We start from the raw sequence: 23,416 nt of genomic DNA, 5'->3' as shown, positions 1-23,416 counted from the left end.
TCTGTAAAGCCCCGAAAACGAGGTGGACTGGCTTCAATACTCATATACGGGGACCATGGGCGCAAACGCACAGTGGGGGAAGCGCCATCAGACGCTTCCCCCACTGTTTATCAGACAGCGGCAGCTTGCCGCTTCGGTTCGTGTATTATTCGGATTTAGCCGCAGGCGCGCTTGCCCGCCCGCCAGCCTGTTCCTGCAACAGCTTTTCTGTGTTCACCACAGGGAAGCTGGGGCTTGTGCCGGGGTCTTGCCAGCCGCCGCCAAGGGCCATGCACACGCTGACCACGCTATCAAGCCTGTCGCGCAACGATGTTGCCAACTGCAACTCGGCAGCAAAAAGCTGACGCTCGGCGTCCAGCACCGTCAGGTAGTCCGTATAGCCGTTGTCGTATTGCAGACTGGCGATCTGCACGGCACGCCGCAGGCTTTCAACCTGCACCTGCATGCTGCGCACGATATGGTCGGCCTCGCGCTGCGAGGTAAGCGACGTGCGGATGTCTTCAAAGGCAGACTGCACGGTTTTACGATACACGGCGATGGCTGCCTTTTTCTGGGCTTCGGCATCCTTGAGGTTATACCAGTTGCGGCCAAAATCCAGCAAGGGCACGGTGCCGCTTGCGCCATAGCTCCATGTACCAGCGGGGCCGGTAAAGAGGTTACCCATGGAAGCGCTCAGGGAACCCAGCATGCCCGTGAGGGAAATGGAGGGGAAGAACTGCGCGCGGGCAACGCCGATATTGGCATTGTAGGCCATGATGCTGAATTCTGCAGCGCGCACGTCAGGCCGCCGCTCCAGAAGGTCAGAGGGCAGGCCAGCGGGCAGCACAGGCGGTGCGGGCAGCATGTGGATGCCCCGTCCACGTTTCATGGCCCGATCCATTATGTCGCGGGGCGAACGGCCAAGCAGCACGGCCAGACCGGCCTCGGCCTTGTCCACAGCCACGGTGCTGGTGTGCACCTGGGCGCGGGCAGTTTCCACCTCTGCACGGGCGCGCTGCCAGTCAAGCTCGGTTATATCACCCTGTTTGTAGCGGGCAGTATAAATCCGGAAGGATTCTTCACGCGATTTCAGGGTGCGGCGGGCCGTATCAAGCTGCATGTCCTGCGCCAGCAGGGCAAAGTAGCCCTGAGCCGTTTGCCCTGCCACCGAGAGGCGCAGAGCTTCGTGCCCAATGACCGTGTTCATCAGGATATCGCTGAGCATGGTGTACTGGTTGCGGATCTTGCCCCAGAAATCCAGTTCCCAGGAGGCGCTCAGCGCGCCCTGGTAGGCTGTGGTAGAACGCGACAACTTGCTCTGGTCAAAAGGCACCGTGTTGGCGGCCTTTTCAGATGCGCCCTGAGCGGCGGCGGAACCGGTACCGTTGATGACGGGCATCAATGCGGCAGTCCCTACGCCAACCTGAGCGGCGGCAGATTCGATCTTGGCCATGGATTCAGCCAGATCCTGGTTGTTCTTCAGCGCTTCTTCAACCAGTTCTGACAGCACAGGGTCGTTAAACCTGTTCCACCAGTCGGTATGCAGGGGCACTGAGCCCATATCCACTGCCCGCCACTGCTTGGGCATTTCCTGCTCCGGCCTGTCATAGTGCGGAGCAAGAGAGCATGCCGAAAGCAGCATGGCCAGCATCAGCACCAATGCAGGTGTCTTGAGCATTATGCCCGGGGCCTTGCCGGAAGCGCTCATATGTCGTCCTCCTGGTCTTCCGCAAGGTGGTCTCTGCCCGCATTGGGATCAGTTTTGCCCTGCAGTTTCAGTGAGAGTTGCATGATGGCCTTGAAGAAGAACGGCACAAACAGCGTGGCTACGCACGTTGCCGCCAGCATGCCGCCGATGACCGCCGTGCCGATGGCGTGGCGGCTGTTTGCGCCCGCGCCCGTGCTGATGGCCAACGGCACGCAGCCGAGGATAAAGGCAAGCGAGGTCATCACGATGGGCCTAAAACGCAACTTGGATGCGTGGATGGCCGCCGCATCAAGGCTGCGCCCGGCGCGCCAGGCCTCGACAGCGAATTCCACGATAAGAATGGCGTTTTTGGCCGCCAGACCAACCAGGGTCACAAGTGCCACCTGGAAGTAGATGTCGTTGGAAAGCCCGCGCCCCCAGGTAGCCAACAAGGCTCCGAACACGCCAAAAGGCACTGCTGTGAGCACTGAAAGCGGCAAGGACCACGATTCGTACTGCGCGGCAAGAATCAGGAAGACCATGACCAGCGCCAGCACAAAGATGATTGTGGTGTCGGCGCTTGCCAGTTTTTCCTGAAGGGCGGTACCAACCCAGCCCAGCTGATAATCAGAGGACAAGACCACAGAAGCGGCTTTTTCCATTTCGCTGAGAGCCTGGCCCGAAGAATACCCAGGCGTGGGCGCACCCATGATGTGGGCTGCCGGGAACACGTTGTAGCGTTCCACAACCTGGGGTGCGGTGCGGCGCTCAAGGGCCATCACCGCCGTAAGTGGCACCATCTCGCCATTTTTATTTGGCACGTATATGTCGTTGAGGCTTTCAGGCAGCACGCGGGTTTCAGACTCAGCCTGAAGCCGGACCTGGAAGGTGCGGCCCATGAGATTGAAGTCGTTGACGTATGAACTGCCGAAGGTGGCGCTCATGGCCGAATACACATCGGCGATGCTGATGCCCATATCCTTGCAACGTTCGCGGTCAAGGTTAGCGTAGAGCTGGGGCGAACCAGTAGTGAAGAGGTTGCGCACCATGCCCACTGCCGGGTACTTGGGCGTGCCGTCGGCATTTTTGGAGGTCACTTCAAGCACCAGCTTGTTGGCAGAGTCTTCCATGTCCTTGAGGCTGCCGCTGCCGCGCATCTGCACATAGCCTTCAAAACCACCGGTATTACTCATGCCGCTGATGGGCGGCGGCGTAAAGCCCAAGATAAAGGCCTCGGGCTGCATAACGGTTACAGCGCCCACGGTGTTCACGATGACGCTGGCTGCATCCTTGGGATCCTTGCGTTCTCCCCAGGGTTTAAGCAGGGCAAAGAAGGTGCCGTAGTTACTCTTGGAGGCCATGGAGGTGATGTCCAGACCGGAGAGCGTACCAATGCTCAAGACCGCAGGGTTCTTGAGCATGAAGTCGGTAAGCACCTTGTTGACCGCACGGGTGCGGGGCTGGGCCGCGCCGTCGTCCAGAATGGCCAGACCAAGCAGATAGCCCTGGTCTTCATCCGGCACAAGGCCGCCAGGCACCACGCGGAACAGCCCCACGATGCACAGAACCATGACCACGCAAAGCGCCAGCGCACGCCAGGCGGAGGCTTTGACAAAACGTACGGCGTTTACATAGCGGCGGGTAATGCGACCAAACATATAGTTGAACCACACAAAGCCCTTGGCAGGCGTGTGGTCATGGGCATGCGGCTTGAGCAGCAGAGCGCAGAGCGCCGGAGTGAGCGTCAGCGCCACAATGCCCGAAAGCACCACAGACACCGAGATCGTTATGGCAAACTGCTTGTACATCTGCCCCGCAAGGCCGCCCATGAACGAAACAGGAATAAACACGGCGCACAGCACAAGCACAATGGCGATAACCGGGGCCGTAACTTCGTTCATGGCCTTTGCTGTCGCCTCCCTGGGCGGCAGATGCTCCGAACTCATGATACGTTCAACGTTTTCAAGCACAACGATGGCATCGTCCACCACGATACCGATGGCGAGCACCAGAGCAAACAGCGTAAGCGTGTTGATGGTGTAGCCAAAGGCGTACAGGCCCGCGAACGTGCCGATAATGGATACAGGTACGGCAATGCAGGGAATAAGCGTGGCGCGCCAGTTTTGCAGAAAGACGTACACAACGATGAACACCAGGATCATGGCTTCGACCAGGGTGCTCACCACTTCCTTGATGGATTCGATAACAAAGTCGTTGTTGTCCACCATCAGGGTGTAAGCCAAGCCATCTGGCATACGCGTGGCAATGTCCTCCAGCTTGGCCTTTACCATATCGCCGGTGGCGATGGCGTTGGCGCCCGGCAACAGATACACGGCGCCCATGCGGGCACCCATGCCGTTGTAGCTGGAAAGAACGCTGTAGTCCTTGCCGCCCAGTTCTATGCGCGCCACATCCTTGAGCCGCAGCATGGCGCTGTCATCCCCGGTGCGGATGATGATTTCGCCAAACTCTTCAGGCGTTACAAGGCGGCCCTGAGTGTCGATCTGCCAGGTAAGCTGGGTGGAGTCGGCCGTGGGCATGTCACCCAGACGTCCAGGGGCGTACTGCGAGTTCTGCTCCTGAATGGCCGAAGTTACCTGCTTTGTGGTAATGCCGTACTTGGCGAGCTTGTCCGGTTGCAGCCAGATACGCATGGAGTAGTCCATGCTGCCAAAAAGCGAGCAGTCGCCCACGCCGTTGATGCGCTTGAGTTCGTCAACAACGTTGACCTGGGCCCAGTTGTGGATGAACACGTCGCTATAGCGCCCGTCGGGCGAATAGTAACAGAACACCTGCAACATGGCGGGCGAACGCTTGACGACCGTGACGCCCTGCCTGCGCACATCTTCCGGCAAGGTGGCCTGGGCCAGGTTAACCTTGTTGTTAACGTTGACCAGGGCCATGTTGGCATCACTGCCCAGCTTGAAGTACACGTTGATGTTGCCCGAACCGGAACCCGAAGCGGCAATGGAAGTCATGTAGAGCATGTTTTCCACACCGTTGATGTTCACTTCAAGGGGAGCCAGAACCGTGGAGGCAATGGTTTCCGCTGAAGCGCCGGGATACGACACGCTCACGTTGACCGTGGGCGGCACAAGGTCGGGGTATTGTGCGATGGGCAGGGCCTTCATGGCCAGCGCGCCCACCAGAGTTATGACAATGGAGATAACGGCCGACAGAACCGGCCTGCGCAAAAAGAAATTCGGCTTTGTAGAAACAGCCATATGCTACCTACTTCTTCGGCGCGGCATCCTGGGGCTGCTGCCCACCGGCTTGCTGCACGCGCACTTGAGTCCCGGGGCGGGCTTTGATGATACCTTCACTGATGATGCGTTCCCCGCCCTTGAGGCCGGAACCCACCAGATATTGATCTCCCACAGCCACAGTCACAGTGATGGGAATGGGGTAGACCTTGTCGTCCTTGTCCAGCCCCATGACCACGGTACCCTTCTGGGTCACGATAACGCACTTTTGCGGAATAAGAATGGCGTTCTTGAGGATGTCGCCTTCCACAAACAGGCGCACATACTGCCCGGGCATGATCTGCCCGTCGGTATTGGGAAACACCGCGCGGGCCTTGATAACGCCCGTGGTGGGCTGCACCTGGCTGTCGATAAAGGTCACGTCGCCTTCCGTGCCGTACATGGTGCCGTCCAGCAGGCGCAACCTTGCCTTGTAGCGGTTGTCCTTGGGGAACACCAGGACGCCCGAGGCTGCAAGCTGCTGGCGCAGCATGCGGTCAGGCGCGGCAATGGAAAAGTCTATGTACATGGGGTCGGTCTGGTTCACATAGGTAAGCAGCGAATTGTTGCTCACCAGGTTGCCGGGGGTGTAGTTTTCCTTGCTGCTGTAGCCGGAGACAGGGGCCACCACCTGGCAGTAATCCAGATTGATCTTGGCCTGACGCAGGGATGCCTTGGCGCTGTCGTACGCGGCCAGGGCAGAATCGCGGTCTTTCTGCGAAACGGCGTTCTTTTCGTACAGGGGGCGAATACGCTTCCATTCACGTTCCGCGTTCACGTACTGGGCCTGCGCCTGCTGCATCTGGGCTTCGTACTGATCGCGTTCAAGCTGGAACATCTGCTGCCCCGCCTTAACGAAATCACCTTCGTTATACAGGCGCTTTTCAATAATCCCCTGAACACGGGCGCGCACTTCAACCGCGCGTGAGCCTGAGGCCTGCGCCTGGAACTGGCTGGGCCAGGAGGCATCGGCGACGGTTACTTCAACAGCCGACACTGGCAAGCGCATGTCGGGCTGTCCTTTTTTGTCGCTCTGGCAGGCGACCAGGGCAAGACAAAGCCCCAATACAACTGAAATTTTTGCAATAGGTCTGATACTCATGAATAACTCCATATGGCGTGGCGCACGGCGCTCAAAACACGCACGGCGTAACGGCGGCGGCTTAATTTTCCACCGAGACGGGTCATCGCTAAACGTCGTTCCTGGGGGGGATCAGCATGAAAGATTTGGCGCGAACAAGCGCCTCATGACGCGTTGGGGGCGTCATACAGCCCCAGCCTGGTAAACTCACCGACAATTGCAGTAAACCACCCCTTTAAAAAGCACAGTTCACGCCAAAAAGCAATGTATCGGGCTGTGGGACCGCCAAATGTTTGAAACGATTATTCCCTGTAATTTCAGATAGTTATCATATCGTGGTATTTTTTTATAACATGCTGAAATTATTAGACATTTTTTTAGAAAAATTCTCCATCTGAATCAGGGGGTTCACTCTTCTCGAAGTACTCCCTGATATGTCTGGCATTGGCGCTTGCGCTGTCCAGAAAGACCACCCACCACACGGTATCCTTGAACAGCTCCATGCGCTTGAATTTGTGGCGCTCGTCAGTCATGCGCAGCACTGTTATCTCCAGTTGCTTCTCTGCGCCGCTTTCACCCATAAAAACAATCCGCAGGCCAGCACGCAGCATGACGCGCAGGTCTGCCGGGGAATACTGGGTAAGTATCCTGCCTGCCACATCGGTGGCCTTGAGGAAGCTGGTGGCCTGTGCGGATGAAATGCCCACCTTGCGCACATCGCCGTTGATCAGCAGTTCCACACGCTTGATGTTGGCCAGATTGATGCGGCTGCGGTTGATGACCTTGCCATCGCGCAGCACACGGTAATAACAGGCCCCTATTTCCTCGGAAACGCCCATAACAACGGTAGCGCTTACATCAGGATAAAAAACGCCGATGCTGGCCGTCATGCCGGAGGCTTTGGCAATATCGCCCTTCTCCTCTGCGATGCAGCGCAGATGGCGCGCAGTACGCATCCTGGCATTTATATAAATGCCTACAAGCAGGAGGAACAGCAGGGCGACAATTGTAAGGGTCATGCAAAGCGCCTTGGAGGGTAAGGGATAAAGGATCTGCGCACCCGGCAGTCCAGCAGCAGGCAACTGCGCGGCGGAGTAGCGCACGCTCGCCTTTCAGGGCATGGCAACACCTGAAATGATCTTCTACAGCAGGAAAACCTGCCTGCCGTGCCCGGCAAACATTTTTTGAAATTATTGCCAAGCAGTTAGTTCATTTCATTGCCAACGGCTCTAGTCGTCAAACCGCAGGCGCACGAGAGTTCCGGCACGGGCGGCCAGCAATTCGGCCACAATGGAAACTGCAATCTGCTGTGGGGTTTCCGCCTCTATGGAAAGGCCAATGGGGCAGCATACGGCAGCCAGTTCCGCATCTGGCACACCCTGTTTGCGCAAGGCGGCATACACCTGCTCGCGTTTGGTTCTGCTGCCTATCATCCCCACGTACTGGGCGTGACTTGTCAGGGCCTGAGCCAGGGCCTCACGGTCAAAACTGTGCCCGCGCGTGATAATGGCCACAAAATGTCTGCGCCCGATATCGCAGGTCTGCACAAGATTTTCGTAGCCCGGCAAAACCCGGCAATGGCGGGCCATGGGGAAGCGCCCCGCATTGGAAAACTCCTCGCGGTCGTCCACCACGTCTACCACAAAGCCGCAGGAATGGGCCAGCCGCGCAACTTCCAGCGACACATGCCCGCCGCCGCACAGCAAGAGCACAGGCGGCGCTTCCAGAGGCTCCACGTAAAGTATGCGCCCGTCCACGTCTACCAGGCCAGGGCGACCCTTACGCGTCTCCAGCAGGGGGGTTACTGCGTCCAGCCCCACGGTGACGCCTTCGGGCTGAACGGCATGTTCCGGCAAGGCATCAACAAACAGCCGCCGCAGCGGTGTTTCCGCCTCGCCATGCAGCGAGACGCCGTCCCGGCGCAATTCAACCAGCCATGCGCCCCGACCGCCCAGCCGCAGCACCTCTGCCGCAAGAGCGAACATTTCAGCCTGACGTGGTGCAAGCACCTCGCACAGAACTTCCATGCCGCCGCCGCAGATCATGTCGCTGTTGGGCGTAAAGCCGCTCATGTCACACGAAACACGCGCAGAAAGGCTGCTTGCAAGGCTGTTGCGGGCCGCTTCCATGGCGCGGGCTTCAAGCAGGCCGCCGCCCACTGTTCCTTCAAATCCGTTGAGCGTCTGAAGGGCGCGGGTTCCAGCTTCGCGCGGGGCAGAGCCTGTGCGGCTCACCACGGTTACGAGCACCAGAGGTTCGCCCCCCGTCAGCAGGGCCGCAGCGCGGGCTTCAAGCGTATCTTCCCACGGGGTTGTCACCAGAGATTCCGGCGAGCCCTTGAGGCCTTCGCCGCCTGAAGGCAACAGAGAGGCATCGTTTTTCTTACCCATCTCCATCCTCCTTCACATAGCCGCACCCTTTGACCGGGCAGATGACCTTTGCGCCATCGCGGCTTTTCTTTTCGATCAGATAGGGCGAATTGCACCGTGGGCAGGGGCCGGGCACGGGCTTGTCCCACAGGGCAAAATCACACTGCGGGTACTGGTCGCATGAATAGAATATCTTGCCGCGCTTGGTGCTTTTTTCAACCAGCGACCCCTTGCCGCAACGCGGGCAAGGCACCCCGGTGGAAAGCGGAGCCGCATACTTGCAATCGGGATAGCCCGTGCAGGCAATGAAGCTGCTGCCCGTGCGGGACTTCTTGATCACCAGGTCTTTGCCGCACTGCGGGCAGTTCCCCACTTTTTCATACTGGGGCTTTTCCTGGGCCACGGCTTCCACGGTGCCGTCTTCCGTGCGCTCAAAATTGCTGGTGTAGCGGCATTCCGGATAGCCGGAACAGGCCAGAAAAGCCCCGGCCTTGCCAAACTTGATGAGCAGGTCCTTGCCGCACTCAGGGCAGGGCAGGTTTGCGGGCATGCCCCCCTTGAGGCTCTTCATGTTTTTGGACGCAGCCGCCAGCGTGGGATTGAAATCTTCCGAAAAACGCCGCAGCAGTTCGACCCACTGTTCCTGACCTTCGGCCACCTTGTCCAGGTTTTCTTCCATCTGGGCGGTGAAACCCACGTCCATGAGCTTGCCGAAATGCTCCACAAGCTGTGTGCATACCACGCGCCCAAGGTCGGTAGGCACAAAATGGCGTTCCTTCAGGCTCACGTATTCCCTGTCCTGAAGGGTGGAAATAATGGCCGCATAGGTGGAAGGACGCCCGATGCCCAGTTCTTCCAGCTCGCGCACAAGGCTTGCTTCGCTGAAGCGGGCCGGGGGCTGGGTGAACTTCTGCTCCTTGTCGAGCTTTTCGAGCGTGAGCGTCTGCCCAGCGGTCAGGGGCGGCAGCTCAGCGTCCGCTTCATCCTTGCCGCGAGGCATGGCCGCCAGAAAGCCGGGGAACAGCAGGCGCTCTCCCTTGGCCTTCCACTGCGTGTGCGCGCAGGCAATACTGGCCGTTGTGTCATGAAAGCGCGCCCCGGCCATCTGCGAGGCCACAAAGCGCGACCAGATGAGCCGATAAAGATTGTACTGCTCCGGCGGCAGGTGGGTTTTCACCTCGTCGGGCGTGATGGTCACGTCAACAGGACGGATGGCTTCATGCGCGTCCTGCGCGCCGCCCTTGGCCTTGTAGACCCTGGCCCGCTTGGGCAGATATTCCTTGCCAAAGTTGCCTTCAATAAAAGCCTTGGCCGCATCGCGGGCTTCATCGGCAATGCGTGTGGAGTCGGTACGCATATAGGTAATGAGAGCCGTGAGTCCCCTGTCGCCCAGTTCAACGCCCTCGTACAGGCGCTGTGCAATATTCATGGTGCGCTTGGCAGTGTACGAAAGACGCTGGTTGGCAGCCTGCTGCAAAGTTGAGGTAATGAAAGGCGGCTGCGGAGCGCGTTCACGCTCTTTTTCTTCCACGCTTTCCACCACAAAGGGCTTGCCCGCCATGGCATCTTCGATATCCTTGGCCTGGGCCGCATTGCTGACCACAGCCTTTTTGCCGCCCACCTTGGCAAGTTCGGCCTTGAACGGAGGCGGCACGTCCGCTGCCAGCAAGGCCTTGAACAGCCAATATTCTTCGGGCTTGAAGACCTCGCGGGCCTCCTCGCGCTCAACAATGAGGCGCAGGGCCACTGACTGCACGCGTCCGGCAGAAATGCCGCGCTTGATGGACTTCCACAGCAGGGGCGAAATTTTGTAGCCCACCAGACGGTCCAGCACACGGCGGGCCTGCTGGGCGTCAAAAAGATGCCCGTTGAGCTCGCGCGGGTGCGCCAGGGCTTCTTTCACAGCTTTGGCCGTGATTTCGTTGAACTGGATGCGCTTGATGTCCTTGGCTTTGTCGCGGATAAGCTCCGCCACATGCCAGGCAATGGCCTCTCCCTCGCGGTCGGGGTCGGGCGCGAGATATACGGTATCAGCCTTGGAAGCGGCAGCGCGGAGTTCACTGACAACATTCTTTTTATTGTCTATAACCTCGTAGTGCGGCGCAAAGTCGTTGGCTTCGTCCACACCAAGCGAGCTGGACGGCAGGTCGCGCACATGGCCAACACTGGCCTGCACCATGTACTGCGGCCCCAGAAACTTCTTGATGGTCTTCACCTTGGCGGGTGATTCCACAATGATAAGCTGTTTGCCCATGCTGCCCCTCGGTTATCTCGTGCTTGCCGGCAAAAAACGCGCGGCCCTGTTAACGCTCACGCCATCGCGTGGCTTGCGCCCGCACCCTGCACCGTCACGTATATGGTTGCCAGGGCGGTGTTTTCACGCAATTTTTCTTGCGTGCAATCGCAACGCAACACGCCCTCGCAACGATTATTTCCCGTTGCCAAAATCCATTACAGCGCCATAACGCCCCGTTGGCGGCCATGCGCGACACAACCAATAGCGTCAAGTACGAAGCATTTGTCAAGTCCCGACCTGTCTCAGTTCCATACGCCAACAACGCTTGCCCTGGGGGCAACCGTGCCAAACTGGACAGCAAGGCCGATCTGCGCTATTTATGATAGTGTCGTTCAAAATTGCAAGGAAGCATATGCCAATCTGTTTTCTGCCACGTAACTTTGCCGCTGTTCTGTGCCTGCTGACCATGTTTGCTTTTGGCGCGGGTTGCGCAACGCATCAGGAGCAGCCGGGCACTCCCCCTGCCGCAGATTCCGGAGCGCAGCCAGGCAGCGATGCAGACGTTTCTGATGCTCCGCTGCAAAGTGTACAGGTGCGCAAGGGGCAGACCGTGCACGTGGCCGTGAGCGGCGGCGACGCCTCGTTTAAGGCCGACTTTGAATCCATGCTCACGAGTTATCTGCAGAGCGAAAAAGATCTGACCCCCGCCGATTCTGCACAAAAGGCAGACCTGCTCATACGCGTGAAGGTGGAGGACATATATCCTCTGGGTTCACGCAACGCGCCTGTGAGCGCAGGGCATGCCCTGGGTTCAACCGCCACCGGAGCCATGCTGGGCGTGCTGCTTGGCGGCGCAACCGGCGGCAGAAGCGGGGCAGCCTGGGGAGCAGGAGCAGGAGCGGCCCTTGGCCTGGGCGCGGCCCTGCTGGACAGTTCCGGCAAAAGCAAAATATGGGGAATGAAAGCTCTTGTGGGCGTGGGCCGCAACGGACAGGAGCCGTCAGATGCGGACATGCACCGCACCACGGTACGCGCTGAAGGAGCCAACATGGGCAAGGAGGAAATCCTGCCCGCCCTAGAGGACACCTTAAGCCGAAAGATTCTCGAGTCGCTGCACTCCTGATTTCGCGCCAACGCTATCCGCATTCCGGCCCTCGCCCGGCGAGGCTGGTCGCAAATATTATCTCCCCCCGAATCCAACTCAGATCCGCGCCTTTTTTGGCGGCGGCATCTCAAAGGAGCCGTATGTCCTTTATCCGCTATATTCTGATGCTGTGCATGGTCTTTGCCTCCCTCTGCGGTTGCGTGCGCCAATCGGCGGACGCAGCACGCGTGGAAGTGCTGCGCCAGGGCCAGATTGAGGAGCCGGAAGCCGATGTGAACATCCATCCGGCGGTTTATGTTAACGTGCGCGACAATACCAACAAGGTTTTCGGCCTGCGCACCCAGGTGGAGACATGGCTGCAACGCCAGGGCTACACGGTAGTCCCAAACCCCAGCGAAGCGGGCTACATCCTCCAGATAGTCGTGCTCGCCGCCGGGACAACCGCGCCGGAAACCGCCCGTCAGGTGGTGACTGCCGGGTATGACGCACCCTCGCAACTGAGCGGCAAGGGCGGTACCGCCATGGTGGCGGATGTGCTGCTGGTGCAGCGGCATGTTCCAAGCACTCAGGGGTCCCGCAGTAAAAATCTCAAAAACATTGGCAAGCGCAATGCCGTTGGCAGCAGCCAGATGCGCATTGCCCTGCTTGCCCATCAGGAATTCAAGACCGGCGCGGGCATGCCCCCGGTCTTTGCCGAAACCCTTGCCAAGGAACTGGCGACCTCCGTTCACAGCGCCAACACCGAAGAAGCCCCAGCCCAGCCCGCCAAGCAGTAGCCGTTTCCGCGCGGAAGCCCCGCCGGAACCCCTACCCCATCGTCTTTCCCAAGGGCAACCGACGCTGTCGGTTGTCCTTGGTATTTGCGGCAGCCCTGACGGGTTCCTCCGCCAGCGTCAGCATTCCGGCGCAGGCCTGATCCGCAAAATATAACCTGTCGTTTTACCCGCGCATATCCAGAGTTGGCACTGTACTTGCTTTTTCCTCAACGCGGAGCCTCAGCCCCGCAGGAGGAACACATGGCACTTTCCAATTTTCTGATCCGCCCCCCATCTGATGCACAAAAGGCCCAGGCGGGAGCTCCACGCCGCACTGCGTCTGCACAGGCCGGAAACCCCGCGTCCTTTGCCAACATCATGAGCGGCCAGACCACCAATGCGGAAAACGCCAGCACTGCCGAAATGCAGCGCGCAGGCATGACCCTGGCCGGGAACATGGGGCAGCAGGGCATGGTACTGGCAGGGCGCTCGCCAAGCGATCTTGCCCGCACACAGGTATTCAGCAAGGCTGAAACCGACATGCGGCAGACCAAGGCCATTGACAGCCTCATGCAGACAGTATCCGGCGGCAACTCCACCCTTGATCTTGCCCGCAGCATGGGTACTGCCCGGCATCTGCGCTCCATGACCAGCGCCATGGACAACCGCATCAAGGGACTCAGCATGGGCGATTTTGTCCATTCGCGCACCCAGCCCCAGGCTCAGGCCCGCACCAAGGCCTCGCACAAGATAGAGGACATGGAGCTCGGTCAGCTTTCAGCCCGCTTTGAGTCTGGCAGCGACGGCATTGCCGCCGTGGGCTATGACCGCAACGGCGGCACCTCCTACGGCAAGTATCAGGTATCGTCACGCGCGGGCAGCCTGAAGGATTTTCTGGATTTTCTGGACACGGAAGCGCCGGATCTTTCCAAGCGCCTGCGATCATCCGGCCCTGGCAATACCGGCAGCCGCAAGGGAGCCATGCCCGACACATGGCGCGCCATTGCCAACGAACAGCCCGAGCGTTTTGAGGATCTTCAGGAGGCCTTTGTACGCCAGAGCCATTACAAACCCGCGCTGGAATCCATATCTCAGCGCATCGGCCTGAACCCCGACAAGGTTTCCACCGCCATGCGGGAGGTTATCTGGAGCACATCGGTGCAACACGGCCCAGCGGGCGCGGCCCGCATATTCGAGAGGGCGCACGCCATGAGCGGCAAACCGACCGATGCCGCCTATGAGCGCAACCTCATCAACAACGTGTACAATATACGCGTGGGGCAGTTTGGATCTTCCGACAGCAATATTCAGGCAGCCGTGGCCAACCGCTTCAAGCAAGAAAAGGCCCTGGCCCTGAACCTTCTGAACGGCGGCAAAACCTCGGCGCTGGCATAAGGCGGTCAATCAATGGAGACCACCTGCTCTGCGGCTGACCGCTCAGGCACCACACTGGTCATCAACCTGACGCGTTTTGGCGACCTTCTGCAATGCCAGCCCCTCATTGAGGATCTGTATCGTCAGGGCCAGACCGTGCATCTGGTGTGTCTGGACAATTTCTCCAGCGCCCAGCCCCTGCTGCGCCATGTAGAACGCACCTGGCCCCTGCCCGGCGCGCGGCTCATGGCCGACATGGACAAGGATTGGCGCATCGCAACGGCTCTTCTGCTGGAATTTGCCCGCACCGTCAGGAGCGAGGCCAGGCCAGGCTGCGTTGTCAACCTGACTACCACCCTACCTGCGCGGCTGCTCACAGGCTTGCTGGCGGGCGGACATACGGACGGGCAGGCCGAGATTCGCGGATTCTGCCTTGACGCGCACGGTTTTGGGCAAAACAGGGGCATCTGGTCCACATTTCTGAACAGCGGCGCTACAAACCGTCTGAGCGCTCCCTTTAATATTGCGGACATGTTCCGCATGGTAGGCGCGCCGCACACGCCAGCAGCAGCCGTGCAGACCCGCCAAGGGTTGGCCGATCCGCCGCAGGATGCCCAGGATGCAGCGGATGCCCTGCTTGCCGGGGCTCCGCCGGAGACATGCGGTTTTGTGGCCATGCAGCTGGGCGCAAGCGAAGCACGGCGGCAGTGGCCCGCACATTTTTTTGCCGAGGTGGGCGACCGCCTGTGGCGCGAGCGCAAGCTCTGCCCGGTGCTGCTTGGCTCACCTGCCGAACGCCCGCTGGCCGAGGCCTATGTTCAGGCAGCCCAAGGCCCGTGGGTGGACGCCGTGGGCAAAACCAGTCTCACCCAACTGGCGGCATTGCTGCGCCGGTCAAAGTTATTGTTTACCAATGATACAGGTACGATGCATCTGGCTGCTGGCCTTGGTGTGCCCTGCCTGGCCATATTCCTTGCCACGGCCCAGCCCTGCGACACTGGCCCCTATCTGCCCGGCTGTTGCTGCCTGGAACCTGCCCTGCCCTGCCATCCCTGCCCCTTTGGCCGCCCCTGCCCCAATAATCTGGCGTGCGTGACGCACATCAGCCCCCGGAGCGTGGAATCCCTCGCCCTGTCATGGCTTGACGCTGGACGATGGGATGCCGCCCCGCTTGACCTTGTGGAGAGCGAGGCCCGCGTATGGCTGACGGAGCAGGACGACAAGGGCTTTATGACCGTGCGCTGCCTTACGGAGCACGCCGCCGCAGATCGCAGCTTATGGCTTGCGCAGCAGCGGATTTTCTGGCGTCAGATACTTGACGAACTGGACGGCACCGCCCGGCCCGCAGCGGGGGGGCAACAGAGCGCGGATACCCGCCAGCCTGAAAAAAACGCCCCTTCAGCATCTGCACACGGCACCGCGCATGCGGACAGCCAGACGGGCGCATTTTCTCCCGAATTTACGCAACGCATGGCAACCTCGCTGGAGCAGGCCGCACAACTTTTTGAAATACTTACGCAACAAGGGCAGCTGCTCGGCAAGAGCCCCAAGGCAGGACAATTGTTTTTGCGTAATTGCGAACGCCTGCAAACAGTTTTTGACGCCTGCCCCGAGCTGCGCTCATTGGGAGCCTTCTGGCGTGAACTGCGCCAGGAACGCGGCGACCGGCTGGACGACCTGCTGGAGCTTACTGCCCAGCTTGGCGCGCATTTCGTTATTTGGCGCCATAAATTTACCGATGGCACGTCATTTGCTTAAATATACTCAGAACACATTACGGTAAAATCTTCCCTGTGGGGAGAGGAGGGAACTGGAATGATAATCATAGACGGCTCACAAAGCGAAAAAAGCATTTCTGCCTTTGCCAACCTTGAAGAACTGCTCAAGGATGTCATGCAGGAAGACCAGATGGCCAACCGCGTGGTCACGGACGTTCTGGTAAATAACGAGGCGTTTTCCGAGATTTATCCGCATCAGGCCGAAGACATCGCCTGCTCCGAAATTTCTTCCATTGAGGTGCGCTCTGTGCCCATGGCTGAAATGGCTGTGGATATGTCCGCCGAAATGGGCAAGGTCGCCCAGATGATGGCCCACGGCTCGCGCGAAGTGGCCCGGTTGTTCCGCGCCGCCTCTGACACGGACGCCCTGGAACTTTTTCAGGATCTGCTGGACGTGACCCGCGACTTCATGGGCATGCTGGGCGAACTGCGCTCCAACTACACGGATGGCGCTCTGCCCGATTTTGCCGAAAAAACCGAAAAATTCTCCAGCCTGCTTTCTGAAATGGGTGACGTGCTGGAAAACGAAGACTGGATTCTTCTGGCAGACCTGCTTGAATATGAATTCATCCCGCTGTGCGACGACTGGCGCGCCACCAGCGAGATTCTGCACAAGCAGGTTGTCGAACACATGGCCCAATAGGCCTCAGGAGCTTGCATGAATCAGGGAGTATGCCTTCTTGATGAAGCGCTGAACCTTGCCCGTCTGGAAATGGCGGCACTGGAGGACGGCGCATACGACAGGGCGGTCGAGCTTGCCGAAAGGCGGGGCGAAGTGACCAGCATGGCCTGGCACATGCTGGAAGACAGCCAGGCCGACCAGTACAGAACTCACCTGATTGAACTGGCCCGTGTGCAGGATCAACTGACGGAACTTGCCACCAGGGCGCACAGCGAAATCAGGTCGCAGTTGCAACGCTCACGCCTCGAAAGTCGCCGCATGCGCGGCTACCACAGGGCCGTGGGTCAGGCGCTGCAATAGCACACCGTGCGTTCAAAATCATAGGTGGCGGCATACGCAACAGCGTGTGCCGCCACCTATTTTTGGGGCTGGCCTGTTCCGGGACCCTACCCCACCATGCCTTCACGCATGGCCTTACGCACATCTTCCACTCTGGTGCGGATGTCGGGCGCGCCGACCAGTTCGCTCACAAGCGAGCAGCAACGCGCGCCGTGCCGCGCGACTTCCGCAATGTTATGCCGTTTGATGCCGCCAATGGCCACAAAGGGCAAATCTCCGTTGCGGGCAACCCAATCCAGATACTCATACCCTACGGGATCAACCACGTCTTCCTTGGTGTTGGTGGCAAAAATCGGCCCCACGCCGATGTAGTCCGCGCCAAGGCTGCGGGCTTCGCGGGCCTGCTCCGGCAGGTGGGTGGAAAGGCCGATGATCATTTCCGGTCCCACAAGGCTACGCACTTCGGGAACAGGCAGATCCTCCTGCCCCACATGCACGCCGTCGGCCTGCACCAACATGGCGATGTCCACGTGGTCATTGACGATAAAGCAGGCCCCGGCCTCCCTGGTCAGCCGCCGCAACAGGCGGCATTCCTCCAGCATTGCACCGGATTTCAGCTTTTTTTCGCGATATTGCAAAATGCGCACGCCTGCCCCCATAAGGGCGGAAACAACTTCTTCAAGCGGCCTTCCCAGTGAAAGACCGGCATCCGTGATGGCATAAATATCCGTTTCTCCAGGCAGGATTCTGGGCATATGAGGCTCCTTGGCGGCTATTTTCTGAATGCCGCAACAATACGGCGAAAACAACTGTGTACAAAGCGGGCAGGATGAAAGGACGTGTGCGAAAGCTCCGCTGGCAACTGAAATCCGGCAGATGAAAAATCCGATGGACTTCGCAGGGGAAAGACCGCCCGCATGCCATCGTGCCCTTCTGCGGGGGCGCTGCCCCAGGCATGACGGCGGCGCAGGGCCGCACCCAGAGGCACATCCTGCGGCGCAAGGCCCAATACGGCATACAGCGCTTCGTCCAGAGCTACGGCTGAGGCGCTGGCCCCCACCACGCCCAGGGCAAAGGGGCTGCCGTTGCTCGGCCCTGTAACATGCATGGCCGTGACGCCGTCCGCAACTGCGGCAACAGGGGGCAAGGCCGCCCACAACGCGGCAAGACAGTCTGCAAAAAACAAGGGGTCGCGCCCCTCGCGGGCGTGGGCAAAAGCCTTGTGCAGGCCGCGCACGCAACCAAAACAATTTTTGACAGAGAGCGTCACCAGCATCTGCGCATGGGCCTTGACCCGGGGAACCGACACAATAAAATCGCTCTCAAGTGCCAAACGCGCCACATGAAAGCGCGATCCGCCCGCCTGCAAACCTGCCTTTTGCGCCGCTTCGCCCTCAAGGGGCAGGGGCACCGGCTGCGCAGGGCCGATCTCTTCAACTTCAAGGCCCAGGGGGCGCAAAGCTGCTTCAAGGCCCACAGCCCGAGCCACAGAGGCCGCACGTCCAAAACCCGGCGAATCCGCCACGCGCACCCGCGCACCGTGGTCCATAAGCCAGGCGCATACGGCGGCCACAACCTGCGGCGAAACGCAAGCAAGGGGCTTTGCCAGCAAAAGGTTGGGTTTTACCAGCACGCGCGCACCGGGGCGCAGGTGGCAAAGCTCCGTCAGGCGGGCAGCGTCCATGACGTCGCCCACAGCCCTGCCCAAGCCGGGATCGTGGTAATCCTCTTGCTGCAACAAGGCCACGGGCAGTGAAGCCGGGGCGGCCACAGGGCTGTTTTCCAGCCCGGCTGGCGGGGTATTTGTGCTGTTTTCCATGCCCGGACTATGCCGCCCGTCCGGCCCCTTGTAAAGACCACGACCTTTTCAAACGGCCTTTCTTGACGTATGGAAGGGCATCCACCTTCAGGGACAACCGACTGTAATCTGAGGATTCCATGCACGCACCCAAATTGCTGATAACCGCCCTTTTATTGACCCTGTGCTGTGCCCTGGCCTCTCCCGCCGTATTTGCGGCGGAACCGACCCCCGCCGCCAAACAGGATTCGCCCAAGGCAGACGCTGCCAAGCCCGACACTGCCAAACCAGATGCCGCCAAACAGGACGCCCCCAAGGGCGATAAGGCTGACAAGCCTGATAAAACAGACAAACCTGACAAGGCCGACAAGCCCGCCGCCAAGACTGACGCCAAGGCCGATGCCAAATCTGATGCCAAATCCGACGCGAAAACGGACCCAAAAGCGGACGACAAGGCTGAGGCCAAGGTTGACACCAACGAAGAACCCGCCATCGCCACCCTGCCCCTGCGTGATCCGTGGGAAATGGTCTGGAGCGGGCAGAAGGCCATGCTTGATGAAATTACCCAGAAGGCCACGGCCATGGGTGATACCTTTGCCCAGCGGTCAACCAATCTGAGCCAAAAGGTTCAGCCCTTTATGGAAGAAGCGCGGCGTCTGCTGGTGCTGCTCAATACGTATAAAAACTGGCCCAATCCCGTCGAAGCTGTCAGCCGCCGCATCACGGCCACAGTGCTTGATCTGCGCAAGGTGCTAGACCCCGTGCTGGTTGCGCGCACCGAAGCCCAGGCCCTGTTGGAACGCGTGGGCTATCTGGCCGACAGCATGCCTGAAGACCTGCACGATGGCAGTCTTAGCCCTGAAATGCAGGAATACGGGAAAACGCTGGCGCTCACCCGTCTGCGCCTTACAGCCGTGCTGGCTCAGTACGATTCGGCCCTTGCCCCGGCTCTGGCGCTTATCAAGCGGCTGGAAAAGATGCAGGAAGAGATCAACGCCCAGATCCCCCTGCTGTGGAAGAACTATTATCTGCAAAGCCCGGTGCCCTGGCTCAGCCCCGATGCATGGGCCGACTTTGGACGGCAGATGCACTATTCGGTTCAGGGCATGATCCTGCGCCTGCCTGTGGAAGTTCCTGTCACGCTTGAACGCTGGGGCACGGCAGTTCTGCGCTTTATCCTCGGACTGCTGCTTACCGGCGTGCTCACCGTTTTGCTGTACCGCCGCTGGGCCGCGCAGGACAAGGACGAAAACAGCACCCTGCGGCATGTTTTTCGCGTCAGTCTGCCCTGGCTGTGCGTGGGGCTGGCATTTCTTGGCAGTTCCATGTCCGCATCCGGCGAGTTCTTTCGCCTGTTTCTGGCCTTGGGCAACCTGTGCCTCATTGTGGCCCAGATACATCTGGCATGGGACCTGCGCCTGCTGAAATACCCCGAAGTGCCGCGCCAAAAGCCGCCTTTCTGGATACTCATTCAGCCAACGCTGTGTTCATACGTGCTGCTTTATCTGCCGCTGACCAAGCCTCTGGTGCTGGTTATCTGGCTGTGCATCGTCATCATTTCCATCGTGCGGCAGCACCGCAGGCCCAAGCTTGATCTTGGCCCCATGCATGTGGAAACCAGCGTGCTTGAATGCGAACCCATAGTGTTGTGGATATGCCTTGTGCTGACCCTTGCCGGCCTGCACATCTACAGTATGGTGCTGTACCTGCTCTTTGTCTCCTGCTCGCTGGCCCTGCAACTCTGCATGGGCGGCATGTCTCTTGTCAGCAGCCTCAACGACAAGCTGCCTCAGGAAGGTGTGCGCGCAGCCCTTGCTCACCTTGCCGTGGCGCTCTCCGCCCCTGTGGTGCTGGTTGCGGCCTTTGTGGGTGTTTCGCAGTGGGTCGGCACATTGCCCGGCGGCATGTATCTGCTCCAGCATTATGTTCTGCGCGGTGTCAATGTGGGCGCTACGCAGTTCAACGTTGTGCACCTGTTGCTTATCATCACCATGTTCTACCTCACGCGCACAGCGGTTGCCATGGGTTCGCGCTTTCTGGCGCGCCTGCCCAAGCAGGGGCTGGCTATTGATGCCACGCTCATTCCGCCCATGCAGACGGCCTTTACCTATGCGCTGTGGTGCTGCTTCGGCCTGTTCGCCCTGCGCGCCGTAGGCATGGAACTGAGCAACCTTGCCATGGTAGCCGGTGGTCTTTCTGTCGGTATCGGTTTCGGCATGCAGACCATCGTCAATAACTTCCTGTCAGGTCTGATCCTGATCTTCAGCCGCACCCTCCAGGCGGGCGACGTGGTGGAAGTGGGCGGCACTCAGGGCCGAGTGCGCAAAATCAGCGTGCGCGCCACAATGGTGGAAACCTTTGACAATGCCCTGATTATTGTCCCCAACTCGGAATTTGTGGCCAGCCGCCTTATCAACTGGACGCGCAACAGCCGCACCGTGCGCAGGGAAATCAAGGTCGGCGTGGCCTATGGCTCTGATGCCAACGCGGTGATGAAAATCCTGCTGGCAACGGCCAACGCCAACAGCAACGTGCTCAAATATCCGCCGCCGAGCGTGGCCTTTGCGGATTTTGGGGCCAGTACGCTTGATTTCAGCCTGAAGTTCTGGGTGCGGGATTATGACGTATCTGTTTCCACAGCTTCGGACATCCGCGTGGAAATCGAGCGTGAATTCCGCGAACAGCGCATTGAAATTGCCTTCCCGCAGCTTGACGTGAACATCAAGGAACTGCCGCCGCGCACAAGGGCACCGCAACCGCCGACCGAACCGCGCGCAAGCAAAAGACGCGCGCCGCGCCGTCCGCGCAAGGTGCTGTCTGCCGGAGCCAAGGGCAAGCCGGACGCCAAAAATGCGCCAGCCGCTGCCCCCGATGACGGGGACGATGACGAGAACAACAACTAAGCGCTTTCCGCGCGAATGATCGCCGCAGCAATGCCCGGTTATCACGCGGGCATTGCAGGCGGGCCTTGCAAAACAAGGAAACGCGCTCTTGCAGCCCAGTTTTAACCGGCGCATCCGCGCCCGAACCACAGGAGAATACCATGATCAACCGCGCTGACGCTCTGGAATGCTTTGAAAAGGAACTTTTTGGCGGGCCGGGCGCCGTCCACTTTACCAAGATCGTCAATGAGAACGGGCTGGCTGGCAAAGGCCGTCTGTTCAACATCGGCACTCTCAAGCCCGGCTGTGCCGTGGGCAACCACAAGCACAACGGCGAAATCGAGATATACTACATCCTTGAAGGCGAAGGCATGTACAACGACAACGGCGTTGAAGCCCCCGTCAAGGCTGGCGACGTGACCGTGTGCAACGATGGCGAAAGCCACGCCCTGCTCAATACCGGCTCCACGGATCTCAAGATGGTAGCGCTGATTCTGTTCACCAAGTAAGCAAAGCCGATTCCTGATATGAAACAAACGAGGCCCCTCAATGAGGGGCCTCGTTTGTTTCAGCATATCTGCAATTATTTGTTAATATTGAATATAGGCCACATGAGTCTGGAGGTATTCCATAAGACCGTGCTTGCCGTCCGCGCCGCCAATGCCCGACTTGCGCCAGCCGGCATGGAAGCCCTGCATGGCCTCGAAGTTTTCGCGGTTCACGTAGGTCTCGCCAAACTTCAGGCGGTTCACCGCTTCCATGGCCGTGGATACGTTGGTGGTGTAGATGGAGGACGTCAGGCCGTAGTCGCAGTCGTTGGCAAGGGCCAGGGCTTCATCCAGATCGTGAAAAGTCATCATGGGCAGCACAGGGCCAAACACTTCGTTGCGCACGATTTCCATGTCCTGTCTGCAGTTGCGCAGCAAAGTAGGCGTGTAGAAGTAGCCGGAATCCCGGTCTGCGGGCGCGCCGCCGACAACTGCTTCCGCGCCGTCCGCTTCCGCGCGCTTGACCATGCCGCTGATCTTTTCAAGATGCTCGGCGCTGATCTGGCTGCACATGTCCGGGGCCGGATCGTCAAAAGGATTGCCCAGCCGCACTGCGGCAAAGGCAGTCGCCAGTTTTTCGGCGAACATGTCGGCCACGCTTTCGTGCACGTAGAGGCGTTCCGCGCAGTTGCACACCTGCCCGCTGAACACTGTGCGCGAGGCCGTGACGGCCTTGACCGCCAGATCCATATCCGCATCGGCGCAAACAATGGCCGGGGCCTTGCCGCCCAGTTCCAGCGAAACCTTGGTGATGTTCTGCGCGCCAGCGGCAATGATGCGCTGCCCGGCCTCCACGCTGCCTGTCAGGCTGACCATATCTGTCATGGCACTGGAAGAAAGGGCCTCGCCCAAGGTGCTGCCGCCGCCCGTGACAAAGTTGACCACGCCAGCGGGCAGATCCAGCTCCGTCAGCAGGCTGGCAAAATGCATGACAGTGGCAGGGGCGATGCTGCTGGGTTTGATAACCGTGGTGCAGCCCACGAGCAGCGAGGGGGCGACCTTGCGCGCCATGACAAAGAAGGGGAAGTTCCACGGGCAGATGCCCGCGACAACGCCAATGGGCTTGCGGTACAGCAGGATATTTTCGCGCGGGCGGTCGCTCTGGATGATCTCGCCCTCGTAGATGCGCGCCCATCCAGCATAGTAGTCAAAATACTCAGCGGTGAGGTCGATCTCGACCTGTGCCAGGGGGTGGGTTTTGGCCTGTTCTTCGGCGAGGATGCGCCCAAGCTCCAGCCTGTGCTTGCGGATAAGATCCGCCATTTTTTTTAGGTATCCGGCGCGGGCCACCGCCGGAAGCGCAGCCCAGGCATCCTGTGCCCTGTGCGCGGCTGCCAGAGCCGCCAGCCCGTCTTCACGCCCGCCGTTGGGCGTCTGGGCCATTATTTTGCCAGTGGAGGGGTTCTCCACCTCAATCATTGCAAAGCCTGTAGGGGAAACCAATTTGCCGTTGATGAATTGTTGGTATGTACGCATGGTTGCTCCTTGGTTTGGGCAAGCATAGGCACACATGGCAGCAAAGGTAAAGATACTCCCTTTTTTGCGTATTCAGCAAACACGCATGGCCGCAAGGCGGGACCAGCCGTGCAACGGCTCCCACACCTTGCGGCCATGTGCAACA

The 23,416-nt window shown here is 59.5% G+C and carries 17 protein-coding genes; 8 read left to right on the top strand and 9 right to left on the bottom strand.

Going from position 1 to position 23,416, the window contains the following annotated elements; all coding sequences use genetic code 11:
• Window positions 1-145: 145 nt before the first annotated feature.
• From ACUZ79_RS03580 to topA, 6 genes are all read right to left on the bottom strand, one after another.
• Window positions 146-1,687 carry an efflux transporter outer membrane subunit gene (locus tag ACUZ79_RS03580; protein WP_449250725.1) on the bottom strand — a complete coding sequence of 514 codons (1,542 nt, stop codon included), beginning with the start codon at window positions 1,685-1,687 and terminating at the stop codon, window positions 146-148.
• Entirely contained in the window at window positions 1,684-4,890 is a 3,207-nt protein-coding gene (locus ACUZ79_RS03575; RefSeq protein ID WP_449250724.1) for an efflux RND transporter permease subunit, read from the bottom strand. The genes ACUZ79_RS03580 and ACUZ79_RS03575 overlap by 4 nt, the downstream gene beginning before the upstream one ends.
• A gap of 7 nt (window positions 4,891-4,897) precedes the next feature.
• Window positions 4,898-6,010 (bottom strand): efflux RND transporter periplasmic adaptor subunit, encoded by a 1,113-nt coding sequence (locus ACUZ79_RS03570; RefSeq protein ID WP_240823598.1) that lies wholly within the window; start codon window positions 6,008-6,010, stop codon window positions 4,898-4,900.
• Between the two features lie 356 nt (window positions 6,011-6,366).
• A complete protein-coding gene (locus tag ACUZ79_RS03565) occupies window positions 6,367-7,008 on the bottom strand; it encodes a thioredoxin (protein ID WP_449250723.1) in 642 nt (213 codons plus the stop codon).
• Window positions 7,009-7,218: 210 nt separating this feature from the next.
• Complete coding sequence (locus ACUZ79_RS03560; protein WP_449250722.1) at window positions 7,219-8,379, bottom strand: XdhC family protein; 1,161 nt, start codon at window positions 8,377-8,379, stop codon at window positions 7,219-7,221.
• Window positions 8,372-10,612 (bottom strand): type I DNA topoisomerase, encoded by a 2,241-nt coding sequence (topA, locus tag ACUZ79_RS03555; RefSeq protein ID WP_449250721.1) that lies wholly within the window; start codon window positions 10,610-10,612, stop codon window positions 8,372-8,374. The genes ACUZ79_RS03560 and topA overlap by 8 nt, the downstream gene beginning before the upstream one ends.
• Before the next feature lie 394 nt (window positions 10,613-11,006).
• Here topA and ACUZ79_RS03550 point away from each other — a divergent pair, with 394 nt between their 5' ends.
• From ACUZ79_RS03550 to ACUZ79_RS03525, 6 genes are all read left to right on the top strand, one after another.
• Window positions 11,007-11,717, top strand: coding sequence for a hypothetical protein (locus tag ACUZ79_RS03550; RefSeq protein WP_449250720.1), 711 nt, complete (start codon window positions 11,007-11,009; stop codon window positions 11,715-11,717).
• Window positions 11,718-11,839: 122 nt separating this feature from the next.
• Window positions 11,840-12,475 (top strand): complement resistance protein TraT, encoded by a 636-nt coding sequence (gene traT / locus ACUZ79_RS03545; protein ID WP_449250719.1) that lies wholly within the window; start codon window positions 11,840-11,842, stop codon window positions 12,473-12,475.
• Between the two features lie 240 nt (window positions 12,476-12,715).
• Entirely contained in the window at window positions 12,716-13,849 is a 1,134-nt protein-coding gene (locus tag ACUZ79_RS03540) for a VgrG-related protein (RefSeq protein ID WP_449250718.1), read from the top strand.
• A gap of 12 nt (window positions 13,850-13,861) precedes the next feature.
• Window positions 13,862-15,586 carry a glycosyltransferase family 9 protein gene (locus ACUZ79_RS03535; RefSeq protein ID WP_449250717.1) on the top strand — a complete coding sequence of 575 codons (1,725 nt, stop codon included), beginning with the start codon at window positions 13,862-13,864 and terminating at the stop codon, window positions 15,584-15,586.
• A gap of 57 nt (window positions 15,587-15,643) precedes the next feature.
• Complete coding sequence (locus ACUZ79_RS03530; protein ID WP_449250716.1) at window positions 15,644-16,249, top strand: hypothetical protein; 606 nt, start codon at window positions 15,644-15,646, stop codon at window positions 16,247-16,249.
• 15 nt (window positions 16,250-16,264) lie between these two features.
• Window positions 16,265-16,588 (top strand): hypothetical protein, encoded by a 324-nt coding sequence (locus tag ACUZ79_RS03525; RefSeq protein ID WP_192112181.1) that lies wholly within the window; start codon window positions 16,265-16,267, stop codon window positions 16,586-16,588.
• 86 nt (window positions 16,589-16,674) lie between these two features.
• Here the strand turns inward: ACUZ79_RS03525 and thiE are convergent, their stop codons facing one another.
• The gene (gene thiE / locus ACUZ79_RS03520; protein WP_449250715.1) at window positions 16,675-17,322 is read right to left on the bottom strand and encodes a thiamine phosphate synthase; all 648 of its coding nucleotides are present in this window, start codon (window positions 17,320-17,322) and stop codon (window positions 16,675-16,677) included.
• Window positions 17,323-17,339: 17 nt separating this feature from the next.
• On the bottom strand, window positions 17,340-18,386 hold the full coding sequence (locus ACUZ79_RS03515; RefSeq protein ID WP_449250714.1) for a DUF362 domain-containing protein: 1,047 nt from the start codon (window positions 18,384-18,386) through the stop codon (window positions 17,340-17,342).
• Between the two features lie 119 nt (window positions 18,387-18,505).
• Here ACUZ79_RS03515 and ACUZ79_RS03510 point away from each other — a divergent pair, with 119 nt between their 5' ends.
• Window positions 18,506-21,268: a mechanosensitive ion channel domain-containing protein gene (locus ACUZ79_RS03510; protein ID WP_449250713.1), complete on the top strand. Its 2,763-nt coding sequence runs from the start codon at window positions 18,506-18,508 to the stop codon at window positions 21,266-21,268.
• A gap of 140 nt (window positions 21,269-21,408) precedes the next feature.
• The gene (locus tag ACUZ79_RS03505) at window positions 21,409-21,756 is read left to right on the top strand and encodes a cupin domain-containing protein (protein ID WP_240823585.1); all 348 of its coding nucleotides are present in this window, start codon (window positions 21,409-21,411) and stop codon (window positions 21,754-21,756) included.
• Between the two features lie 81 nt (window positions 21,757-21,837).
• On the opposite strand, the gene aldA is transcribed toward ACUZ79_RS03505, so the two are convergent.
• Window positions 21,838-23,271 carry an aldehyde dehydrogenase gene (aldA, locus tag ACUZ79_RS03500; RefSeq protein ID WP_449250712.1) on the bottom strand — a complete coding sequence of 478 codons (1,434 nt, stop codon included), beginning with the start codon at window positions 23,269-23,271 and terminating at the stop codon, window positions 21,838-21,840.
• Window positions 23,272-23,416 lie beyond the last annotated feature (145 nt).

The sequence above is a fragment of the Desulfovibrio faecalis genome (genome assembly GCF_053570625.1).
The sequence above is the reverse complement of the archived record's forward strand: the minus strand, read 5'-3'. Positions and strand labels throughout refer to the sequence as shown.